Below are 19171 nucleotides of genomic sequence, written 5' to 3'. Positions count from 1 at the left end.
AAACACGGGTCCACCCGGACAGATGACACATGTAGACCTGTACATGTATACATCTAGGCGTGATGACGACTGTCGAAGCCGCCGCACCCACCCGTCGTGGGACGCCGTCCGGCTGGCGCGCCGCCTGCTGGTCGGTCGCCTCGGTGCGATGGGCGACGGTCGCGCTCGGGCTGTTCGGCGCCGGCGCGGTCGCCCAGCTCGCGGGCCTGCCCGACGCGGTGTGGTGGACGCTCTACCTCGCCTGCTATGCCACCGGCGGCTGGGCCCCGGCGCTCGAGGGACTGCAGGCGCTGCGCGAGCGGCGCCTCGACGTCGACCTGCTGATGATCGTCGCGGCGATCGGCGCGGCCGCCATCGGCCAGATCTTCGACGGCGCCCTGCTGATCGTCATCTTCGCCACGTCCGGGGCGCTGGAGGACGTCGCGACCGGGCGTACCAGGGACTCGGTGCGCAGCCTGCTGAACCTGGCGCCCGAACGCGCGGTCCGTATCGGTTCCGGCGGCGAAGAGACGACGGTGGCGGCGGCCGATCTCGTCGTCGGCGACGAGGTGATGGTCCGGCCGGGGGAGCGGATCTCGGCCGACGGCACGGTGACCGAGGGCGCGTCCGACGTCGACCAGGCGTCGATCACCGGTGAGCCGATGCCGGTCACCAAGGCGCCGGGCGACGACGTCTACGCGGGCACGCTCAACGGGCCGGGCGCACTGCGGATCCGGGTCAACCGGGAGCCCTCGCAGACCGTGGTGGCCCGCATCGTGGCGATGGTCGCCGAGGCCTCGGCCACCAAGGCGCACACCCAGCTGTTCATCGAGAAGGTGGAACAGCGCTACTCGGTCGCGGTGGTGGTCGCGACCACCGCGTTGTTCGTCGTGCCGCTGCTCGCCGGTGCCGATCTGCAGTCCACCCTGCTGCGCGCGATGACGTTCATGATCGTGGCGTCACCGTGCGCGATCGTGCTGGCCACCATGCCGCCGCTGCTTTCGGCGATCGCCAACGCGGGCAGGCACGGCGTGCTGGTCAAGTCGGCGGTCGCCATGGAACGGCTCGCCGACACCACCGTGGTGGCGTTCGACAAGACCGGGACGCTCACGCACGGCACCCCGGTGCTCACCGAGGTGACGGCGCTGGACGGTGACGGCGCCGACGATCTGCTGCGCACCGCCGCGGCCGCGGAACAGTACAGCGAGCATCCGATCGGACGGGCGATCCTCGCCGAGGCCCGCCGCCGCGGTCTGACCGTTCCCCGGGCGCACGACTTCCGGGCGCTGCCGGGCCGCGGGGTGAGCGCCGAGGTCGACGGCCACCGGGTCGCCGTGCTGGCGGGCGCGGGCTTCGGCGAGATCGCGGCCGTGACCGCGCTCGAACCGACCGGCGCGACCGTCGTGGTGCTCACCGTCGACGATCGGGCGGTCGGGATGCTCGGCCTCACGGACCGCCTGCGCCGGGACGCCGCGCGTGCGGTCGCGTCGATCGGCGAGCTGACCGCCGGCGATCCCGTCGTGCTGACCGGTGACCACCGCCTCGCCGCCGAGCACTTCGGCGATGCGGCAGGCATCGCCGATGTCCGCGCCGGGCTGATGCCCGCCGACAAGGTCGACGTCGTGCGGGCCCTGCAGGCCGACGGCCGGCGGGTGCTGCTGGTCGGCGACGGGATCAATGACGCGCCCGCGATGGCCGCGGCGCACACCTCGATCGCCATGGGCCGCAGCGGCGCCGACCTGAGCATCGAGACCGCCGACGCCGTCACCGTCCGCGACGACCTCAGCGCCGTTCCCGCCGTCGTCGCGCTGGCCCGGCGGGCCCGGCGAGTGGTGGTGGCGAACCTGGTCATCGCGGCCACGGTCATCGTCGCGCTGGTCACCTGGGACCTCGTCGGCCACCTCCCGCTGCCGCTCGGCGTCGCGGGTCACGAGGGATCGACGATCCTGGTCGCCCTCAACGGGCTGCGGCTGCTGTCGAACCGGGCGTGGGTGAAATAGGCGCAGGTGGGCTGCAGCACACTCGGATACACTGCTGTGATGCAGCCCGGGGGCACTGTGCTCGAGCCACCCGTTGCCCGTACATCCCCCCTCGGTCCGAACATCGCGCTGGTGTGCCACCGATGACCGATCCGCACCCCGTCGACGACGATCCGCGGCTGCAGTCGCTGCTCGAATGGCGCCAGCAACTCATCGACTCCGGTGCGGTGTCCGCCCGCAGCTTCAAGGAAGCCCACCTGCGCCTGGTGTTGCGCTCGGGCCGCACCGAGGTCGACCAGGTCCGCGCGATGCTCCCCGGCTCGGCCGCCGAGCACGCCGAGGACATGGCCAGGGTGCTGCGCGAGCTCGAGGCCGATCCCGGTGGCACCACCCCGGTGAGCACCGGCACCACCGGCAGGCACCACACCACAGAAGCCGGCACTGGCACCGACACCGGCGGCTTCGCCGCCACCGATCCGGTGCCGTTCGACGAGCCGCCACCCGCTGCCGCCAACTTCGCCGCCTTCGACGGCACCGCCCCCGCGGGCGAGGTGCACCCGATCGCGTTGTTCCGCCGCCGTGATGTCAGTGGGGGCCGCGGTGCGCTCGAATTGCGTTGGCCCGCATATGAAACGACACCGGGCGCCGTCGTGCTCTACCGCCTGGTGAGCGGCGACGACGGCCCGCCCCACTCGCCGGACCGCGCCGAGCTGGTGGCCGTCACCGCCGAGCTGTCGGCCACCGACGAACGCACGGCGTCCTCGGCGGTGCGCAGCTTCCAGGTGTGGGCCAACGCCGGCGCCACCCACGCCGAGGCGCTGGCCGCCCAGCCGGTGCTGCACGCCTCGGGAATGTTGATCAGCCCGCTGGCCGAGTTCGTGGTGCGGGAGGACGCAGGCCGGGTGATCGGGCAGTGGTCGGTGCCCGCCGGTGTGAGCGCGGTCTATCTCTACCGGGTGCCCGCCGAGGACGCCGATCAGGATGGGCCGCAGTACCGCATCCTGCCTGACGGCGACAATCTCAACGGCTTCGTCGACACCGGAGTCGACCGCGGCAGGCGCTACCTCTACCGGGCCCGGTGCGCGGCGCCCGTCGAGGGCGTGCTGCGGCTGTCGGAAGCCACCGCATTCGAGGTCGAGGTCTCCGCGGTGCTGCTGCCGGTGACCGATCTGGGCGTCTCGGGCGGCAGCGAAGACGGCACCATGCTCGAGCTGACCTGGACGAACCCGCCTGCGGGCAAGGTGGTGATCTACCGGACCGAGGACGGCCCCAGCGCAGGCGCCGACGCCACCGAACTGCCCAGCGGCGCACTGCAACAGGTCGGGCTGGCCGACGAGATGCGGCTGACGCAGCCGGTGGCCGAGCAGCGCGACGCCGACGGCAATGTGCGGACCACGATGGTCGGCGTCTCATGGCCGAACGAATGGAGCCGGGCGTACTTCACCCCGGTGACGCTGATCGGCGACCGGGCCCGGCTGGGCGCCACCTTCTCCACGGTGCGCACCGGCCTCATCCGCGACATCGACCTCGCCGAGTACTGCAACAAGCAGGTGCTCACCTTCGACTGGCCCGACGGCGCCGCCGCGGTGGTGGTGTACGTCGCGCCCAAGGGCTACGACGCGCGGGCCGCGATGTCGGGCACCTCGTTCGAGATCACCCTCGAGGAGTACGAGCGGTACGGCGGGATGCAGTTCGCCGGCCAGCTCCCGCTCGGCGGCTGCTCGCTGCACCTGGCCCCGGTGGCGTTCTCCGGCGGCCGTCGCATCATGGGCGCCACCGCGAGCATCGACTACCACGGCCTGCTACGGCTGCAGTACGGCGTGCGGATCGGCCGCGGCCCCGACGGTCAACCGACCACCGCGACCATCGCGATGCGCTCGGAGTACGACCTGCCCGGCTCGCCGGTCTTCGTGCTGGTCAACAATCCTCAGCGAATCCCGCTGTCCATCTACGACGGGCAACCCGTCGATGTCGCGCCGCTCGACGAGCACGGTCAGCTGGCCGCGCAGCCCTCGAAGGAGCTGAGATGGTCACAGCTGAGCACCAGCGGCGGCACCGAATTGTGGGCGGCGAACCTGCGCGGCAGGCAGGGCTGGATCCGGCTGTTCGTCAACACCCCGGCACCGTTGCGGCTGCGGGTGATCGCACTGCTGGATCCGCCGGTCGAGACCCTGCGACTCACCCCGGCGGCCCCGTGACCACACGGTACGGCCAGCTCAGCTACACGTCCTTCGACGCCGCGGGCACCGTCGGCGGCTGGCAGGTCAAACAGACCGCGGGCGCGCTGACCACCGAGGAGATCCAGACCCTCGTCTCCGGTGTGCGCACCGTCTTCAACCCGGTGCGGCCGTTGCCCGCCTATCCGACCACCGAGCAGCTCGCCGAGGGACCCCGCCGGCTGGCCTTCCGCCGTGTCGGCCGCGACGCCGCCGGCTACTGGCACACCGTGCCCGCCGGTCCGGACAGCACCGGCAGGCCCGGCAACGTGTTCGCCCACGCGGTGCTCGACCGCGCACCCGACCGGAGTCCCCGGCGGCCCATCGAATGGTGGCGCTCGCCGCGGTGGCTCTGCCCATACGGACCGCCGGCGGTGGCCGGCGCGGCGCTGCCCGACGGCGCTCCTGAGCCGGGCGGCGTGGTCACCAGGGAGAGCGTGGTGGCGTTCGCGCTCGATCCGTCGACGTGGCGGCTGGCCACACTGCTCGGCCTGCTCGACGCCGTCGCCGCGGCGCTGGCCGGCGGCAGGCCGGTGGTGCTCGGCGTCGAGTCGACGGAGTCCGCCGCCCAGTGGATCGGGCTGGTCAGCTTCCTGATGTCGGCGGGAACCGCAGGCACACTGAACTTCTCGACGTTCGACCGGGCCGAACAGCTCGGCCTCGCCGTGCAGGGCCAGCAGCACCTGACCGCGGTGCCGCTTGACGACGTCGACCGGTTGCCCCCCGACGCGCTGGTGATCAGCGAGACCGACACGCTGTGGCTCGGTGAACTGGACGGCCAGCCGCACCGCACCGCGGGCGGACAGACCATCGCCGTGACGGCGTGGTCGGCGATGGCGCAGGTGGTGCTGCTGGACGCCGAGTCGGCGCGGCTGGTGCTCGACGAGATCGACCACTTCGCCGCGCAGGCCGGCGACGTCGGACTGCATCCGGCGTGGCCGATGGCGATGGCGGTGGCCAAGTACGACGAGTTCTCCGACGCGGAGGCCGAGGCCCGCGTCGTCATCGCTTCACACTCGCCGCCCGGCGCGGCCCGCGACCCCGCGGTGGCGAGCACCATCTCCGGGGTCATGCACTGGGTGCTGGGCAACAGCACCCGCGACGCCTGGCAGGCCGTCGAACGCGCATCGGCCGGACCGGCGGGCGAGCTCGCCGATGTCACCTACCTGCGGCGCGCCGTGGCGGACGACGCGTGGCTGGCGCAGCCGGGCCCGATTCCGGTGAGCGACCGCGGTTTTCGCGGGTCGCGGGTGCCGGGCGAACTCGCCACCGCGATCGGACCCGCCGTGGCGTCGGCCCGTGCCGCGGGACCGCACCGGGTGCTGCGGCTGGCCGACCTGCTGATCCGGTCGGGGGTCGACGACACCCGGGTGCGTGCCGCCGTCGATGCCGACGTGGTGCCGTGGCTGCGGGACACGCAGCACGGTCCGTCGCTGGTGGGCGGACTCGACGGACAGGTCGGCGCCCCCACCCGGCTCGCGCTCGCCGCGGCGCTGCTGGCCGACGCCGACTGCACCGACGGCTCGGTGGCGTTGCCCGACGACGTGCTGGACTGGCTGGCCGACGGGGTCACCGCACCCACGGCCCAGGAGCTCGCGCAGCTGAAGGCACACGACGAGACCTGGACCAGGGCCGCGCTGCGCGGGACGTATGCACTGCGGCACGGCGCCGCCGACACCGCCGACCGGGCAGCGGCGCTGTGGTGGCTACGGTCATGCGGCTCAACAAGATTCGACCAGATGGCGGCCGAGACCGTGTGGCCGCCGGCCGATCTGCTCGCCGCGGCGGGAGACGCGGTGCCGGGCGCGGCCGCCATCCGCACGCTGATGGGCGCGGCCGACTCAGCGGAACTGGCGCGGCTCGCGAGCGTGGTGCTCGCCGCCAACGACGACCACGTCGCGGTCGCCTGCGCCGGTGCCAGGCTCATCGAGCCCCAGGTGTGGGTGCAGCAGGGCTACGCGACGACCCATCAGGCGGCCTACACACCGCTGTGGGACATCGCGGCGGAGTCGGTGGGCCCCGAGGGCATCCACCCCGACTGCGCCCAGCGGCTGGTGACGCTCGCACTCATCGCCGCCGCGTCCGGACAGCCGTATCCCTCGGCGTGCATCGCGCTGGCGGGTGATCCCGCGGTGGCGGGCACGGCGTTCGCCCACGCCACGGCACTGCTGGACGCGCGCCTGCTCAACCCGTCCGTGGTGCTGGCCGTCGCGGCCCTGCGCTGGAATCCCGACGACGAGATTGCCCCCACCGGCGACCCGCTCGTGGACATGTCCTGGCAGCTCGCCAACCGGGTGCTGATGACGAGGGCGGGCGCCGACGGCGTCGACGCCGGATCGGTGGCGATGGCGATGACGCAGCTCTCCGGTGACAGGTCCGACGGCGCACTGCGGCGCGCCCGCAAGGTCGCCGGGCGACTGCTGGCGCGTGGCGCCGAAGCGCAGTCGTCGCCGGCCATCCGGACCCGGTGGGGCCGCTGATGTCCAAGTGCCCCCGCTGTTTCAGCGCGCTCAGTCCGGCCGAACACCTGTGGACGCTGTCCCCACAGGCCGGCGGAACCCGTTACCGCGACGAGGTCGCCACCGCGTACCTCGGCGCCCCCGCCGAGTGCGGTCCGCTATACACGTGGGCGCGGCCGGTCGGTTACGACGGCCCGCCGCCGCCGATCGAGGAGGCCAGCCGGGCACTGCAGGGGCAGGCGATCGAGATCTGCCCGGTCTGCCACTTCACGCTGCCCGACGGCTGGCGCAACGGGCACGCGATCTGCATCGCGATGGCGGGCGCCCGTGCCACTGGGAAGAGCCTCTACATCGCGGTGCTGGTCAAGCAGCTCGAGTTGCTGTGCGAGCGGCTCGGGGTGTCGATGGAGCCGGTCACCCGCGCCACGGCCGCGGCGTACTCGCTGAACTACGAGACACCGCTGTACATCCAGCGCGGACTCGTACCGCCGACACCAACCGTGGACACCCAAGCGTCGCATCAACGGGAGCCGTTGATGTTCAGCATCGGCGTGTGGCACGGTGTGCGGCGCTTCCTGGTGTTGCGCGACGTCGCGGGCGAGGACATGGAATCCGGCGACCTGCACGCGCCGCCGTTCCGGTTCTTCGCCAATGCCGACGCGGTGTTCTTCATGTTCGATCCATTGCGGGTCAAGGCGATTCGCGACCAGCTGCAGGACCTGCTGCCGGTGCAGATGTTCAGCGGCGGCGATCCGCGCGGCGTGCTCTACAACATGCTGCAGGCCGTCGGGTCGTCGCAGCCCAAGCTGGCGGTGATCCTGTCGAAGTTCGACGCGCTGCGGGTGCTGCGCGACGTCGAGGGCTCCGAGTGGAACCTGATCATGTCGAACGCCGGTGCGGCGTACCTGCGTGACACCTCCGACGGCCAGTACTACGACGAGACCGACGGCCAACTGCTGCACCAGGAGGTGCGCAGCCTGCTGACCCGGCTGCACGGCGGCGGCATGGTCGCCGCGGTCGAGAACCCGTCGAACGGAATGATGCTGGCGCACCGCTACTTCGTGGTGTCGGCGCTCGGCCAGCCGCCGAGCGGCAACCGGCTGCACTCCCGCGGCATCGCGCCGTTCCGCTGCGCGGACCCGATCCGATGGGTGACGTCGAGCTTCGGCGTGCTCTGAGCGCCGAGCCCGGCCTAGCGGGTGCCTGGTGGCGGCCGGAGGCTCGGCCCGTACATCCTGCGCCGCATGACGATCGCGACGGCGAGGACCGCGAGGGTGGGTACCACGAAGGCGAGACCGATGACGAGCAGGGGGCCGACTGACGGGGCCTCGCCCACGTAGAGCCTGTCCGACGAGACTTCGCTGCACGTCACGGTGAACGAGCTTCCGCCGCCGGGAAGCGTCGCCACGGCGCGGTAGCCGCGGCTGCCCCTTCCGCCGCCGACGGTCTTCGGCCATCCGCTGAAGTGCGGCAGCGTGATCCGCTGACCGCCGGTTCGCGCGGCAGTGCAGCGGACGCCGTCCGGATCCTGGCCACGGACGAAGACGACTTCGGTGTCTGCGGTGATGTCGATCCGGCCGCCGTTGGCGAACGAGCGCGGCGTCGTGTTGTTGGCCATGAAGAACGCCAGGGCACCGGCGATCGACAGCGCGACCACGGCGGCCAGCAGTCCGAAGAGCAGCATGCGCGGGCGCGCCGGCGGCGGCGCACCGTGACCCGGTGGTGGGGGCGGATAGCCCTGTCCCGGTGGCGGATAGCTCGGCTGCGGATACAGCGGCGGCCGGTACGGCGGACGGTTTCCGTGGTACACGTGATCCCTTCGGAGTCGAAGCAACCGGCCCGCCGCTCCGCGGTGCGCGGATCAGCGGGCCGGTCGACCGTCGCGTCAGCTGCCCTTGTTGCAGGCCCAGGCGTCGATGTAGCCCGGACCGCTGCTGGAGCGCAGGCTGGCCAGCGCCTTGCGCTGCGCGGCGGCCAGGGTCGGGCCGGACCCGCCGTACGCCTGCGTCGAATTACGCGCCACCGCACCGCAACCGGTGAAGCTGGTCAGGGTGTCGCAGTCGGTGTAGCCGCAGACCAGTTCGGCCAGCGTCTCGGCCTCGCTGCGGCTGGAGTAGTTGTACGCGGTGCCCGAGGCTCCGTTGCCGGAGTAGGCGATCGCGCCGTAGTACAGCGCGGCGTTGGCCGGCGCTGAGGTGACGGTGCTGAACGAGGCCGCAGCCACGGCGGCGACGAGCAGGGACGTGGTCTTCTTCATGGTCTGATGTCCTTTCCGAGAATGGTTGCGGCCGCTAGACGGCGGGCTTGGTGGCGGTGACCTGCTTGCCGAACTCCGAGAACGTCATCGTGAGCTTGGCGTCGTCGGTCGGCGCGATCTGCGCGCGGACCACGTAGTGCGGGTCCCCGTCGGCGATCCACACGGTGATCGGCAGCGTCTTCTCCTTCTCCGGTGCGCGGCGCAGCCCGACCAGTGCGGAGACGTCGTTGGTGGACACGGTGCCGCTGACCTTCGTGGTCTTCGCGCCGTCGATGTCCTCGCTGCCGTCGGACTTCGGGTCCTTGATCTTGGTCAGTGCGTTGGCCAGGCCGTTGTTGGCGTCCAGCAGGACCGAGATGTTGTAGATCGAGTTGCCGTCGCCGTAGTCGACGAACGTGCCGGGCTCGGCGATGTCGGAGTAGAGGTGACCGTCGACGTAGATGATCTTCGCGGTGCCGGGGGCGTCGCCCATGTCGAGGGTGACGGTGCCGGTCCCCACCGGCGCAGGCTTGTTGGAGATGTCGGCCTCCAGCGTGGTCACCTTGACGTTGGGCACCTGTCCCTCGGCGGTGAGCACGACGTGCGCGCCGGTCAGACCGCGCATCGCCTCGGCGGACTGCTGCAGCAGGGCGGCGGCGTCCTGCCCGCTCCCGCCGTCGCCGCTGCCGGAATCGGAGCCGGACTGGCAACCCGCGAGCGCGAGGATCGCAGCGATCGCCGCGGCGATCACGATGGCGAACCTGAATTTCATGGAACTTCTCCTTCTGGTCTCCGCACCCGGGGTGCGGTGGTCGATCGGTTGTCCTGCGGTATGCGGCCCACGAATCTCTGGGCAGCGCCTGGTCGGCGTGGTCAGCCCTCCTTCCGGGATTCGGATGAGCCGGTCATGAGATTTTGTCGGCGATCTGGGCGGCGAGGTCGCCTGCCTGCTGGTCCACGTCCGGACCGCACGCCCGGACGTCGATCACCACATTCGAATCGGTGAGCAGCGCACGCTGGCAACGGTTCCCGTCCTCGGTGAGATTGACCGTGAGCCGGCCGTCCTCGCTGTTCGACGGGCCGACGATGAACTGCCGGACGGCGGCGGGCGGGGTGCCGACGCCGACCGTGGTGTCGGTGCAGGCCTGCCAGGCGTTGATCTGCTCGTCCTGGTAGATCGCCGCCGCGTCGGCGTCGGGGTAGCTCGACACGTACTGGTCGACGACGACGCGGGGCTCGCCCGGGTCGGTGAGACGCCGGCCTGCGACACCGGTGAAACCGGATGCGGCGTAGCTGGCGGTGTTCCCGGCGTCGGCTGCGCCGGCGCATTCGGGCGGCGTCACCGTGGCGGTGCCGAACTGGGACAGCGGTTGGGCGGTGGCGCCGGCCAACGCCGCCATCACCGAGCCGACGGCGGTCGGGTCGAGGAGCAGACCCTGCAGCTGCGCCGGAGCGATGACCTCCTGGGTGGGTGCGGGCCCCTGCTCGGGAATGTCGGGGGCCGCCTGCGGATCTCGGGTGCCGCCACCGCGTGTGACCACCGACAGCGCCGCGACTAGCGCGGCGGCCGCCAGCAGCGCGACGACCGCCACCAGCCAGCCGGGCACGCCCTTGCGGGAATCGGCATCCGTCGCGGACGCGCCGAGACTCGGTAGCCGCAGCCGCCAGCGCACCGCGAGGGTGAATGCGATCCCCAGCAGGATCAGCATCGCGATGTCGAACAGCCACCACGTCGCCTCGTGGCGCCACAGCGGATCGTCGACGGTGACCAGCGGGGCGATCTTCAGCAGGTCCACCGTCGCCGCGGAGGCGGCGAAGCCCCAGCGGGCGGGCAGGAACCAGGACACCTGGTCGAGGCCGACCCGCGCGGTCACCGGTATCAGCCCGCCGGAGAAGACGATGGACAGCATGATCGCGGCGACGAGCATCGGCAGGATCTGCTCGCTGGACTTGGCGATCGACGACAGCAACAGTCCCAGCAGCGCCGAGACGATGGCCGTGATCGCCAGTGCGACATACAGTTCCGCGGTGGCATCGCCCAGCGCCAGCGCACCTTGGGTGGGTCCGCCCTTGCCTGCGACGACGATGGCGGTCAGGATCGCGACCTGCGCGGCCGCCGCGATGCTGTAGACGACGACCTTGGCCACGAGGTAGGCCCCGGCCGACAGCCCGACGGCCTGTTCGCGGCGGAAGATGGGGCGCTCACCGACGAGGTCGCGCAGTGTCAGCGCGGTCCCCATGAACACCGCCGAGATGTTCAGCAGGATCAGCACCTGCGTGGGCTCGTTGGGCGACGAGCCGCGCGGGTCGGCCTCGCCGAGCCCGACGTCGCCGGGCACCACCAGCGACAGCGCCCCGAGGATGAACGGCAGCACCGCCAGGAAGAGGAAGTAGCCGCGGTCGGCGACCAGCAGCCGGCCCTGCCTGCGCAGGACCGTCAGCATCTGTTTGACCGAGCTGGTCCGCGCCGGTTGCCCCAGTGGCCCGGCGGCCGGGGAGGGCTTGGGCGGTTTCGCCGCGGACGGGTTGCGGCCGAGGTAGGCCTGTTGGGCGGCATCGGGATTGGTCGACACCCAGGCGAAGATGTCGGCCCAGTCGCTGGTGCCCATGGCGGCGGCGATCTGCCCCGGCGGGCCCGCGAACGCGGTCTTGCCGCCGGGTGCCAGCAGCAGCACCTGGTCGCACATGCTCAGGTAGGTCAGCGAGTGGGTGACGACGACCACGACGCGGCCGGCGTCGGCCAGCCGGCGCAGCATCGACATCACCTGGCGGTCGAGCGCCGGGTCGAGCCCGGAGGTCGGCTCGTCGAGGATGAGCAGCGACGGGCCGGTGAGGAGTTCCATCGCGACGGAGACGCGTTTGCGCTGCCCGCCGGACAGCTTGTCGACCCGCTTGTCGGCGTGTTCGGTGAGTTCGAGTTCGGCGAGCACGCGCGCGACGACGGCCTTGCGGTCGGCGCTGCTGGTGTCCGGCGGAAGACGGAGTTGCGCAGCGTAGTTCAGAGCCTTGGTGACGGTGAGCTGACGGTGCACGACGTCGTCCTGGGGGACCATCCCGATGCGGGACCGCAGCGAGGCGTACTCGGCCTGCACGTTGTGCCCGTCGAAGGACACCACACCCGTGGTGGGCTGGGTGGCGCCGCCGAGCAGCTTGATCAGGGTCGACTTCCCCGCGCCGGAGGGTCCGATGACCGCGGTCAGGGTCCCGGGCCCGGCGCTGAAGCTGACGTTGGACAACAGCGACTTGTCGTCGTCGACCACCAGGCCCAGCTGGTAGGCCTGCAGACCGCCGGCCTGCGGGGTGGCCGCCTTCGGTGTCAGCGTCGTTCCGGTGAAGGTGAGGTCGGTGTTGCCGACGGCGACGGTGTCACCCGGTCGGAGGACGATGCTGGTGACGCGTTCGCCGTTGACGAAAGTGCCGTTGCTGGAACGGTTGTCGCGCAGTTCCATGCCGCCGGGCACGGCGACGAGGTAGGCGTGCACGCGGGATGCGAGGGCGTCGTCGACGACGATCGTGTTGCTCGCCGACCGGCCGACGGACAGGGCGCCCGCCGGTGCGGGGGTTGCCGTCGGCCGCACCACACGTTTGACCGCACCGGTCACCCTGCCGAGAAGATCCTCGTCCGGGGCGGGCTGTGGCACCACCGGCGCCGGCCTCGGGCCGGTCACCGGCGCTGCGCCGCGGGGCGGCTGCGGCGCAGGAGGTGTGGCGGGCCGGGGCGGGCCGGGTGGCGTCCGCCGCGGGACGGGACGTGGCTGGGGCGGCGGCCGGTGTGCGGGTGGTGCCGGCATGGCACCGGTCGCCGGCCGCGACGGCGGCGGGTTCGACGGCCAGGGGCCCGGCGCGACGGGACTGCTGATCACGTTGAGCTGCTGGCTGCCGGTGCGGAAGGTCAGCCGGGGGCCGTCGGGGGCGCCGAGCGTCACGTCGACGTCGTCGTCGATGAGCACCCTCGCCTGGCGCGCGCCCCCGCTGTAGATGCCGTTGCGGCTCTTGTTGTCGACGGCCACCCACTGCTGACCGTCGTAGCGCAGCACCGCGTGCACCCGTGAGATGGCCTGCCGCTCGGGCACGTCCACACGGATGTCGCACTGGTCGCCGCGGCCGACGGTGACCTCGCGACCGGCCGGGAACGTGTACATCGCCGATCCCAGCCACACCGTCAGCGGTGGAGCTGCCAAGGCTCTGTCGGTCACGCGTACCTCCGGAGATCGGGAGTCACTGGCGGCGTCATCGGCTACTCGTCCGCGAACTGGTCGAAGCAGCGGTCGGCGTTCGTCTGCAGGCCGGCGCGGTAGGCCAGGATGCGGGTGAAGCCGGCCGGCACCGCGTAGCCGTTGACGTCGCTGGCACCGATGCCGTTGGTGAGCAATCCCGACACGCTCTCGTCGACGTCGCCCGCGGTCAGCTGGAAGTTGCCACCGGACGGCAGCGTGATCGGCTCGACCAGCTCGCGGTCGGCGGCGCCGGTGAGACACGCGGTGCGCATCGCGGCGGTCGCCGTGTCGAGGGCCAGGCCGCGTTGATGCTGCAGCGCCACCATGTAACGCGACGTCACCGCCGACAAAGCGGTGTTGTCGCCCTGCAGCAGCACGCCGTCGGCGTCCTCGTTGGCGGCCCTGCCCATCTCTTCGAGCATCGGCAGGTCTGCGGCGATGGTGTTGGTCCCCGGGCAGTAGGTCACCGGTGCGGCGGCCTTGGCGTCGGGGCACACGGCCGAGGTGTCGAACGACAGGGCCGGCGGCTGCTCGGGCTTGTAGACGACATTGAGGACCTCCACCAGGGAGGAGATGGACTCCTGGCCGATGGGCAGCTGACCGCTGTTCACCGAACCGGTCTCCTCGTCGGCCTGCAGCACCATCGGGATGTCGCCGCGGCGCTGGTAGATCTCGTCCAGATCGATGGCGGCGCAGGCGGAGACCCCGGAGACGAAGCCGATCTGCGCGGCGGTGACCCGATCCAAGGCGGTGCCGTGCCCCTCCTCGATCATCTCGGCGTCGGCGGGGGTGAGCACGGGGTCCCGGCTGGCGATGACGGCGGCGAGGATCTTGTTCAGGCCGTCGCCGGTGCTCAGGGTGAACCGCGGGGATTCGTCCTCGGCGACCCACCGCATGTAGGCCCCGGCGAAGCAGTCGGCCTGCTGCTCGAAGACGATGGTCGGGGTGCGCGGGTTCACCAGCCCGGCCATCCGCTGGACGGCGTGCCCGTACTCGTGGGCCATCAGCCCGGCCGCGGACGTCTTGCCGAAGTATTTGACCCCGAGGGGGACGAGAAGGCCGCGGTCCCAGGCGATCAGGCGCTCGCGGTGACAGTAGAACGCGTTGGGGCGCTTGTACGTGCGGGCCCCGCAGACCTCCGGCGACTGCGGGTCCTGCGAGTCGTAGGACAGGAAGTTCTGGACCGGGCGAAAGGCGCCCGGCAGCGTCCCGTAGTTCTGCTGCCAGAAGTTCGCGACGTCGTTGGTGGTCAGCAGCATCAACTGGTCGATCTGGCCGCCGTCGGTGTCGCGCACCTCGCCGACCGGCGGCGGGGCGTCGTCGCGGACGTCGCTGGGGCCGTCGGTCACCGGCAGGCCGCCGACGGAGAAGGGGTCGAAGAGACCCGACACCGGCGTGCCCTTGACGGTGGTGTCGTTGCCGCAGCCGGCGAGCAGCGCCGCGGTGCAGAGGGCGAGGACGCCCAGGGCGGCGGCGGACCTCTTTCGGTGAGAAGTCATGTCAGGCGCTCCAGTGCCGGGTGAGGGTGGCGATCACCGATTCCAGTGCCTCAGCGGACGCGGCGTCGACGGCCTGATCGGCTTCGGCGGCGGTGACGACGCGCGGGTCGACGCCTGCGGCAGAGGCAATTTCGGCGACGCGCAGTTCGCTTCGGTGGCGCGCGGTGTAGAGGCGCGGCCCGAGCGGCGCCCCCGGCGCCTTGGCGGCGCGGCCCATGAGATCGCTGTAGGCGCGCCGGACTTCGCTCAGCAGCACGGCCACGTCGGCGCCCGCGTTGGCCGCCAGGGTGGCTCGGCTGATCATCGACTCGAGCCTGCGCAGTTCCTTCAGTAGATCGCCCACCTGATCGACGTAGCCGGGGTCGTCGAGGCCGGGAAGCGTGAGGATGCGCGCGTCGATCCCGTGCAGCCCGATCTCCGCGGCGTCGACCACCAGTTGCATCTCGACGGTGTTCGACAGCACCTCGGTGTTGTCGTCCGCGGGTTCGGTGCCGGGTGCCGGGGGTCCGGACTCGCCCGCCACGATCGCGGCGATGGTGCCGGGCGGCCACTTCAGCACCTCTTCGAGGCGGGCGCGGCTGCTCCTGCGCGGCCATGTGCGGCCGTTCTCGAAGTTGACCAGCGTCCCCTGGCTCTTCGCCACCCCGAGGGCGAGCAGGTCCCGTTGGGACAGCCCGAGTTCGCGGCGCCGCTCGGCGACGGCCTGACCGGCACGCAGGAGACGCTCGTCGACCGCGTCCACCGGGTCGTCCTCCGGGTCGTCGCCTGTGTCGGCGTCGTCGGCCTCCGGCTCGGCGATCGAGGTGAAGGACACCGGGATGCCGTCGGCGTTGCCCAGGTGCACGGTCATGCCGTCGGTGATGGCGGTGGTGCCGATGCGGTGCCCGTCGACATACGTGCCGTTGGTGCTGCCGAGGTCGGTGAGCACCCAGTGGCCGGAGAGGGCGTCGACGCGGGCGTGCCTGCTGGAGATGCGCGGGTCGTTGACCAGGATGCGGGCCGGCGGGATCCGGCCGATGGTGACGGGGCCGTCATCGGGGCGCACCGTGTAGGTGCCCGCGTCGAGGCCGCAGTTGATCCTCAGGGCGGGAACGCCAGGGCCGTCGGTCATCGCTCTGCCACCCCCTTCGTCAGCATGTCCCGCAATCTTCCCGGCACCTCGTCCGGCGCCGACGTAACTGTAGCACCGGTATCGCGAATGTGAAGCACCTGCTCCGGTTTCGGCTGGCGGTGCTGCGAATCCCTCGGCGCGAAGAGTCGCTGACTGAGAGCCGCTGGTCGTACATACCAGCAGTTCAGATGGGTCTACCTCAGTGGCTGAGGGAGGTCCGCTCCGTTTGCGGGGCCGCCGCAACGATCCTCGGATGCTACAGTTCCGTCAATATCCCGACCGATAAACCGAAGCGCTAACCGATGCGCTCTGGCATACTCGGGGCCACGTTCACGGACAGCAGCAAAGAGATAGGCAGCTGGTCCGAAACCACCGGAAGGGTGAGCTGATGAACACGCACGATCCGCGCCGAGCGGGCGGCCACGAGGGTGAGGACTACACCGCCGACTGGCCCGCCCGTCAGCGGCCTCCCGGCACGCCGCCGCCGGCACCGTACGGCGCCACCCAGGGCCACCAGCCGTTTCCGCCGGCGCCGCAGCCACAGTTCCAGCAGCCGCCCGGGTGGTACCCGCCGGGGTCGTCGCCGCAGTCCATCACCGTCGCGCCGAAGCCCGAGAAGAAGGGCCGGCGCGGACTGGCGATCGGCGCGGCATTCCTGGCCGGCATCGTCGTCGCGGGCGGTGCGTTCGCGGCGTACGAGTTCACCGTCGGGCGGGGGGACGACACCGCCTCGGGCCCGCCCAGCACCAACACCTGGCCGCCACCGCCGAAATCGAGCACCCCGCCGAGTGGCACGCCGAAACCCTCGTCGACGAGTCCGGCGCCCGCGGGCAACGTCGACCCGGCGGCGCTTCGCACGTTCCTGCTGTCGGCGGCCGACCTCGATACCCTCCTGCAGACGTCGGGGCTGGTGCCCACCGGGGTGTCGGCCGTGCTGGCGTCCGGCGGCACGGTGGATCCGCCGACGTCACCGAACTGCCTCAGCGCGTGGGCCACCCTGAACAAGGCGACGTACATCGCGTTCCCCACCACCGGTGTGGCCGGCCAGGTGGTCAGCGAGGAACCCAAGGCCTTCCACCAGGTGATCCAGGGGCTGGCGGCATTCCCCGACGAGGCGGGCGCCCGGGCGTTCTTCAAGCGACAGGCCGACCAGTGGGCCGAATGCCAGTCGAAGCCGATGACCGTGAACTGGGGTGGTGGTGCGGACGACATCGAACCCGTGGTCCTCGGCCCCTCCGCCGTCACCGGCGAGATGCTGACGATCTCCGTTGAGCGGCAACGCGAAAGCGGCCCGCCGCTGAAGTGCGAACGGGCGCTGACCGTCCGGCGCAACGTCGCGGTCGACGTGCGTGCCTGCAAACCGGAAGACCCCCTGGCCGGGGCCGCGGTGGCGCAGGCGATCGCGGACAAGATCACGGCGTGACCGAGCGGTGCCGCGCGCCCATCCGGCTCGGCGGAAGCGCTACTTGATCCGCTGCGCCATCGCCGGCACCAGCCTCGAATCGAGGTACTGGGTCGCCAGGTAACCGCCGGGCTGTGCCAGCGCGGCCACGGTGTTCTTGTCGTCGACGATGATCAGGTCACCGGTGAACGCCTTCACCTCGTTCGGGAGGCCGTCGTAACCGCCGCCGCCCGCGGCGCTGTCGGTTCGGATCACCACCAGCACCTCGCTTTTGATCTGGTAGAGCTTGCTGAGGTCGGTGACCGAGCGGGTGGTGGTGGTGTCGCCCGGCCCGCGGCGCAGGTCGGCGTTGTAGCGCAGTCCCAGGCTCTCGAGGTAGTCGGCGGCGTTGGACGGAATGAGGACCTGAGCCACCCCGTCATCGGACAGGGTGAGCGCTTCGACCGACTTCCCGACGAGCTGCGAGTTCTGGCTCTCCAGGTCGGCCCGCTGGTCGCGAACCTCGCCGAGCAGTTCGTCGGCGCGGCCCTGCCGGCCCAGGATCCGGCCGACCCACTTGAGCTGTTCCTGCCACGTCCACTTCTGGGAATCGGTGGCTTCGGGTTGGGTGATCGTCGGCGCGATGGCCGAGAGCCGCTCGTAGGTGTTCTGGTCGACTCCACTCGTCGCGATGATCACGTCGGGCTTGGCGGCCGCCACCGCGGCGGTGTCGATGAAGCCGAGCACGTCGGTCGACTGGCCGACCTTGTCCTGTTCCCAGCTGGGGAGCTGCGCGTTGGGGGCGAAGGCCACCACAGGTGTCACGCCCAGCGAGAGCACGGCATCGGCATCGCCTGCGCCGACCGCGGCGACGGCGGCGGGCGCGGCGGTGAGATCGGTCTCGCCGAACGCGTGGGCGAAACTCTGTGCCTCATAGGGCGGCACGTCGGGCCCGCCGGCCAGGACGAACCCCGCGATCGCGGCGACCAGGATCACCGTCGCGGCGATCGCAGCGCCGACGACCAGTTTCCTGCGGCCGCGCCGCGGCGGTGCGGCCGGCGGGTTCGGCGGGGCCACCGGCGGAGGACCGAAGTGCTGCTGCGGCAGGGGTGGCCGCGATCCGGTGACCGGATCGTTGGCGGGGTGCCAGCCGCTGGGGTAGGTGATCGGGTCGTTCGGCGACCGCGGCGGCGGGCCGGGTAGGTGCGGCGGGGGCGCGGTGGCCCACTGCTGTGTGCTGCCACCCGGTGCGGGTCCTCCCGCCAGCGCAGCGGACGCCGCCTGGGCCAGCTCGCGGGCCGACTGGTAGCGCTGGTTGGGGTCCTTGGCCATCGCCTTCGCGATGACGTCGTTGAAAGCGCCTGGGAGCGCCGGGATCCGGTCGGTGACGCGGGGTGGCGGCGAGATCAGATGGGCGGTGGCGACCGCGGAGAGGCCACCGGATTTCGAGAACGGGGTGGCCCCGGTGAGCAGCCGGTAGAGGGCGCACCCGAGGGCGTAGATGTCGGTGCGGTGATCGATGTGGGTGCCCTCGAGGGCCTCCGGTGCGGCATAGGCGACGCTGGCCATCACGGTGCCGGTCTGGGTGAGCCCGACGGCCTCGTCCACGGCGCGGGCGATGCCGAAGTCGGCGAGGAAGACCCGCTCCTCACCGTCGTCGTTGGCGCTGATCAGGAAATTGGCGGGTTTGACGTCGCGATGCAGGATCTGCCGCCGGTGTGCGTAGTCGAGCGCTTTGGCGACCTCGCCGACGACGTACACCGCCCGTCCGGGTGTCATGCGACCCTGCGTGGTCTCCCGGTCGGCGTCGCTGCCCGCCACGTACTGCATGGCGATCCAGAGCTGGCCGTCGGTCTCGCCGCGGTTGTACACGGTGACGATGTTGGGATGGTCGAGCGTCGCGGCCATGTCGGCCTCCCGCAGGAAGCGGGCGCGGAACATCTGGTCCTGTGACATCTCGGCACTGAGCACCTTGACGGCGTCGCTCCGCGGCAGGCTCGGGTGCTTCGCCCGGTAGACGGTGCCCATCCCGCCGGCGCCGAGCACCGACTCGATGGTGTAACCGCCGAGGACGGTCCCTTCACTCAACGGCAT

The 19171-nt window shown here is 71.4% G+C and carries 12 protein-coding genes; 5 read left to right on the top strand and 7 right to left on the bottom strand.

What is annotated here, in order from left to right:
* Positions 1-62: 62 nt before the first annotated feature.
* From ACPCHZ_RS04290 to ACPCHZ_RS04275, 4 genes are all read left to right on the top strand, one after another.
* On the top strand, positions 63-1979 hold the full coding sequence (locus ACPCHZ_RS04290; protein ID WP_423483592.1) for a heavy metal translocating P-type ATPase: 1917 nt from the start codon (positions 63-65) through the stop codon (positions 1977-1979).
* Between the two features lie 122 nt (positions 1980-2101).
* Positions 2102-4156, top strand: coding sequence for a hypothetical protein (locus tag ACPCHZ_RS04285; RefSeq protein WP_423483591.1), 2055 nt, complete (start codon positions 2102-2104; stop codon positions 4154-4156).
* A complete protein-coding gene (locus ACPCHZ_RS04280; protein ID WP_423483590.1) occupies positions 4153-6654 on the top strand; it encodes a hypothetical protein in 2502 nt (833 codons plus the stop codon). The genes ACPCHZ_RS04285 and ACPCHZ_RS04280 overlap by 4 nt, the downstream gene beginning before the upstream one ends.
* Complete coding sequence (locus tag ACPCHZ_RS04275) at positions 6654-7811, top strand: hypothetical protein (protein ID WP_423483589.1); 1158 nt, start codon at positions 6654-6656, stop codon at positions 7809-7811. The genes ACPCHZ_RS04280 and ACPCHZ_RS04275 overlap by 1 nt, the downstream gene beginning before the upstream one ends.
* Positions 7812-7825: 14 nt before the next feature.
* Here ACPCHZ_RS04275 and ACPCHZ_RS04270 read toward each other — a convergent pair whose 3' ends face one another.
* The 6 genes from ACPCHZ_RS04270 to ACPCHZ_RS04245 form a co-directional block, all read right to left on the bottom strand.
* Positions 7826-8443, bottom strand: coding sequence for a hypothetical protein (locus ACPCHZ_RS04270; RefSeq protein ID WP_423483588.1), 618 nt, complete (start codon positions 8441-8443; stop codon positions 7826-7828).
* 75 nt (positions 8444-8518) lie between these two features.
* Entirely contained in the window at positions 8519-8890 is a 372-nt protein-coding gene (locus ACPCHZ_RS04265; protein ID WP_423483587.1) for a DUF4189 domain-containing protein, read from the bottom strand.
* A 34-nt stretch (positions 8891-8924) separates the two neighbouring features.
* Positions 8925-9641, bottom strand: a complete 717-nt coding sequence (locus ACPCHZ_RS04260; protein WP_423483586.1) for an LppX_LprAFG lipoprotein — start codon at positions 9639-9641, stop codon at positions 8925-8927.
* Positions 9642-9774: 133 nt separating this feature from the next.
* On the bottom strand, positions 9775-13065 hold the full coding sequence (locus tag ACPCHZ_RS04255) for an ATP-binding cassette domain-containing protein (protein WP_423483585.1): 3291 nt from the start codon (positions 13063-13065) through the stop codon (positions 9775-9777).
* A 41-nt stretch (positions 13066-13106) separates the two neighbouring features.
* Positions 13107-14585 carry a peptidase gene (locus ACPCHZ_RS04250; RefSeq protein ID WP_423483584.1) on the bottom strand — a complete coding sequence of 493 codons (1479 nt, stop codon included), beginning with the start codon at positions 14583-14585 and terminating at the stop codon, positions 13107-13109.
* A gap of 1 nt (position 14586) precedes the next feature.
* Positions 14587-15696, bottom strand: coding sequence for an FHA domain-containing protein (locus ACPCHZ_RS04245; RefSeq protein ID WP_423483583.1), 1110 nt, complete (start codon positions 15694-15696; stop codon positions 14587-14589).
* Between the two features lie 388 nt (positions 15697-16084).
* Between ACPCHZ_RS04245 and ACPCHZ_RS04240 the strand changes: the two genes are divergently transcribed.
* Positions 16085-17119 carry a sensor domain-containing protein gene (locus ACPCHZ_RS04240; RefSeq protein ID WP_423483582.1) on the top strand — a complete coding sequence of 345 codons (1035 nt, stop codon included), beginning with the start codon at positions 16085-16087 and terminating at the stop codon, positions 17117-17119.
* Between the two features lie 39 nt (positions 17120-17158).
* Here ACPCHZ_RS04240 and ACPCHZ_RS04235 read toward each other — a convergent pair whose 3' ends face one another.
* The gene (locus ACPCHZ_RS04235; RefSeq protein WP_423483581.1) at positions 17159-19171 is read right to left on the bottom strand and encodes a serine/threonine-protein kinase; all 2013 of its coding nucleotides are present in this window, start codon (positions 19169-19171) and stop codon (positions 17159-17161) included.

This window comes from Mycobacterium sp. NPDC050041, from assembly GCF_049541695.1.
Classification (GTDB): domain Bacteria; phylum Actinomycetota; class Actinomycetes; order Mycobacteriales; family Mycobacteriaceae; genus Mycobacterium.
This window is presented reverse-complemented; position numbering and strand designations above follow the sequence as displayed.

Bases quoted from the DNA above. Each gene is read 5' to 3' on its own strand.
- ACPCHZ_RS04260 (WP_423483586.1), bottom strand. From the start codon at position 9,641: ATGAAATTCAGGTTCGCCATCGTGATCGCCGCGGCGATCGCTGCGATC.
- ACPCHZ_RS04290 (WP_423483592.1), top strand. From the start codon at position 63: ATGACGACTGTCGAAGCCGCCGCACCCACCCGTCGTGGGACGCCGTCC.
- ACPCHZ_RS04245 (WP_423483583.1), bottom strand. From the start codon at position 15,696: ATGACCGACGGCCCTGGCGTTCCCGCCCTGAGGATCAACTGCGGCCTC.
- ACPCHZ_RS04240 (WP_423483582.1), top strand. From the start codon at position 16,085: ATGAACACGCACGATCCGCGCCGAGCGGGCGGCCACGAGGGTGAGGAC.
- ACPCHZ_RS04250 (WP_423483584.1), bottom strand. From the start codon at position 14,585: ATGACTTCTCACCGAAAGAGGTCCGCCGCCGCCCTGGGCGTCCTCGCC.
- ACPCHZ_RS04265 (WP_423483587.1), bottom strand. From the start codon at position 8,890: ATGAAGAAGACCACGTCCCTGCTCGTCGCCGCCGTGGCTGCGGCCTCG.
- ACPCHZ_RS04235 (WP_423483581.1), bottom strand. From the start codon at position 19,171: ATGCCGTTGAGTGAAGGGACCGTCCTCGGCGGTTACACCATCGAGTCG.
- ACPCHZ_RS04285 (WP_423483591.1), top strand. From the start codon at position 2,102: ATGACCGATCCGCACCCCGTCGACGACGATCCGCGGCTGCAGTCGCTG.
- ACPCHZ_RS04275 (WP_423483589.1), top strand. From the start codon at position 6,654: ATGTCCAAGTGCCCCCGCTGTTTCAGCGCGCTCAGTCCGGCCGAACAC.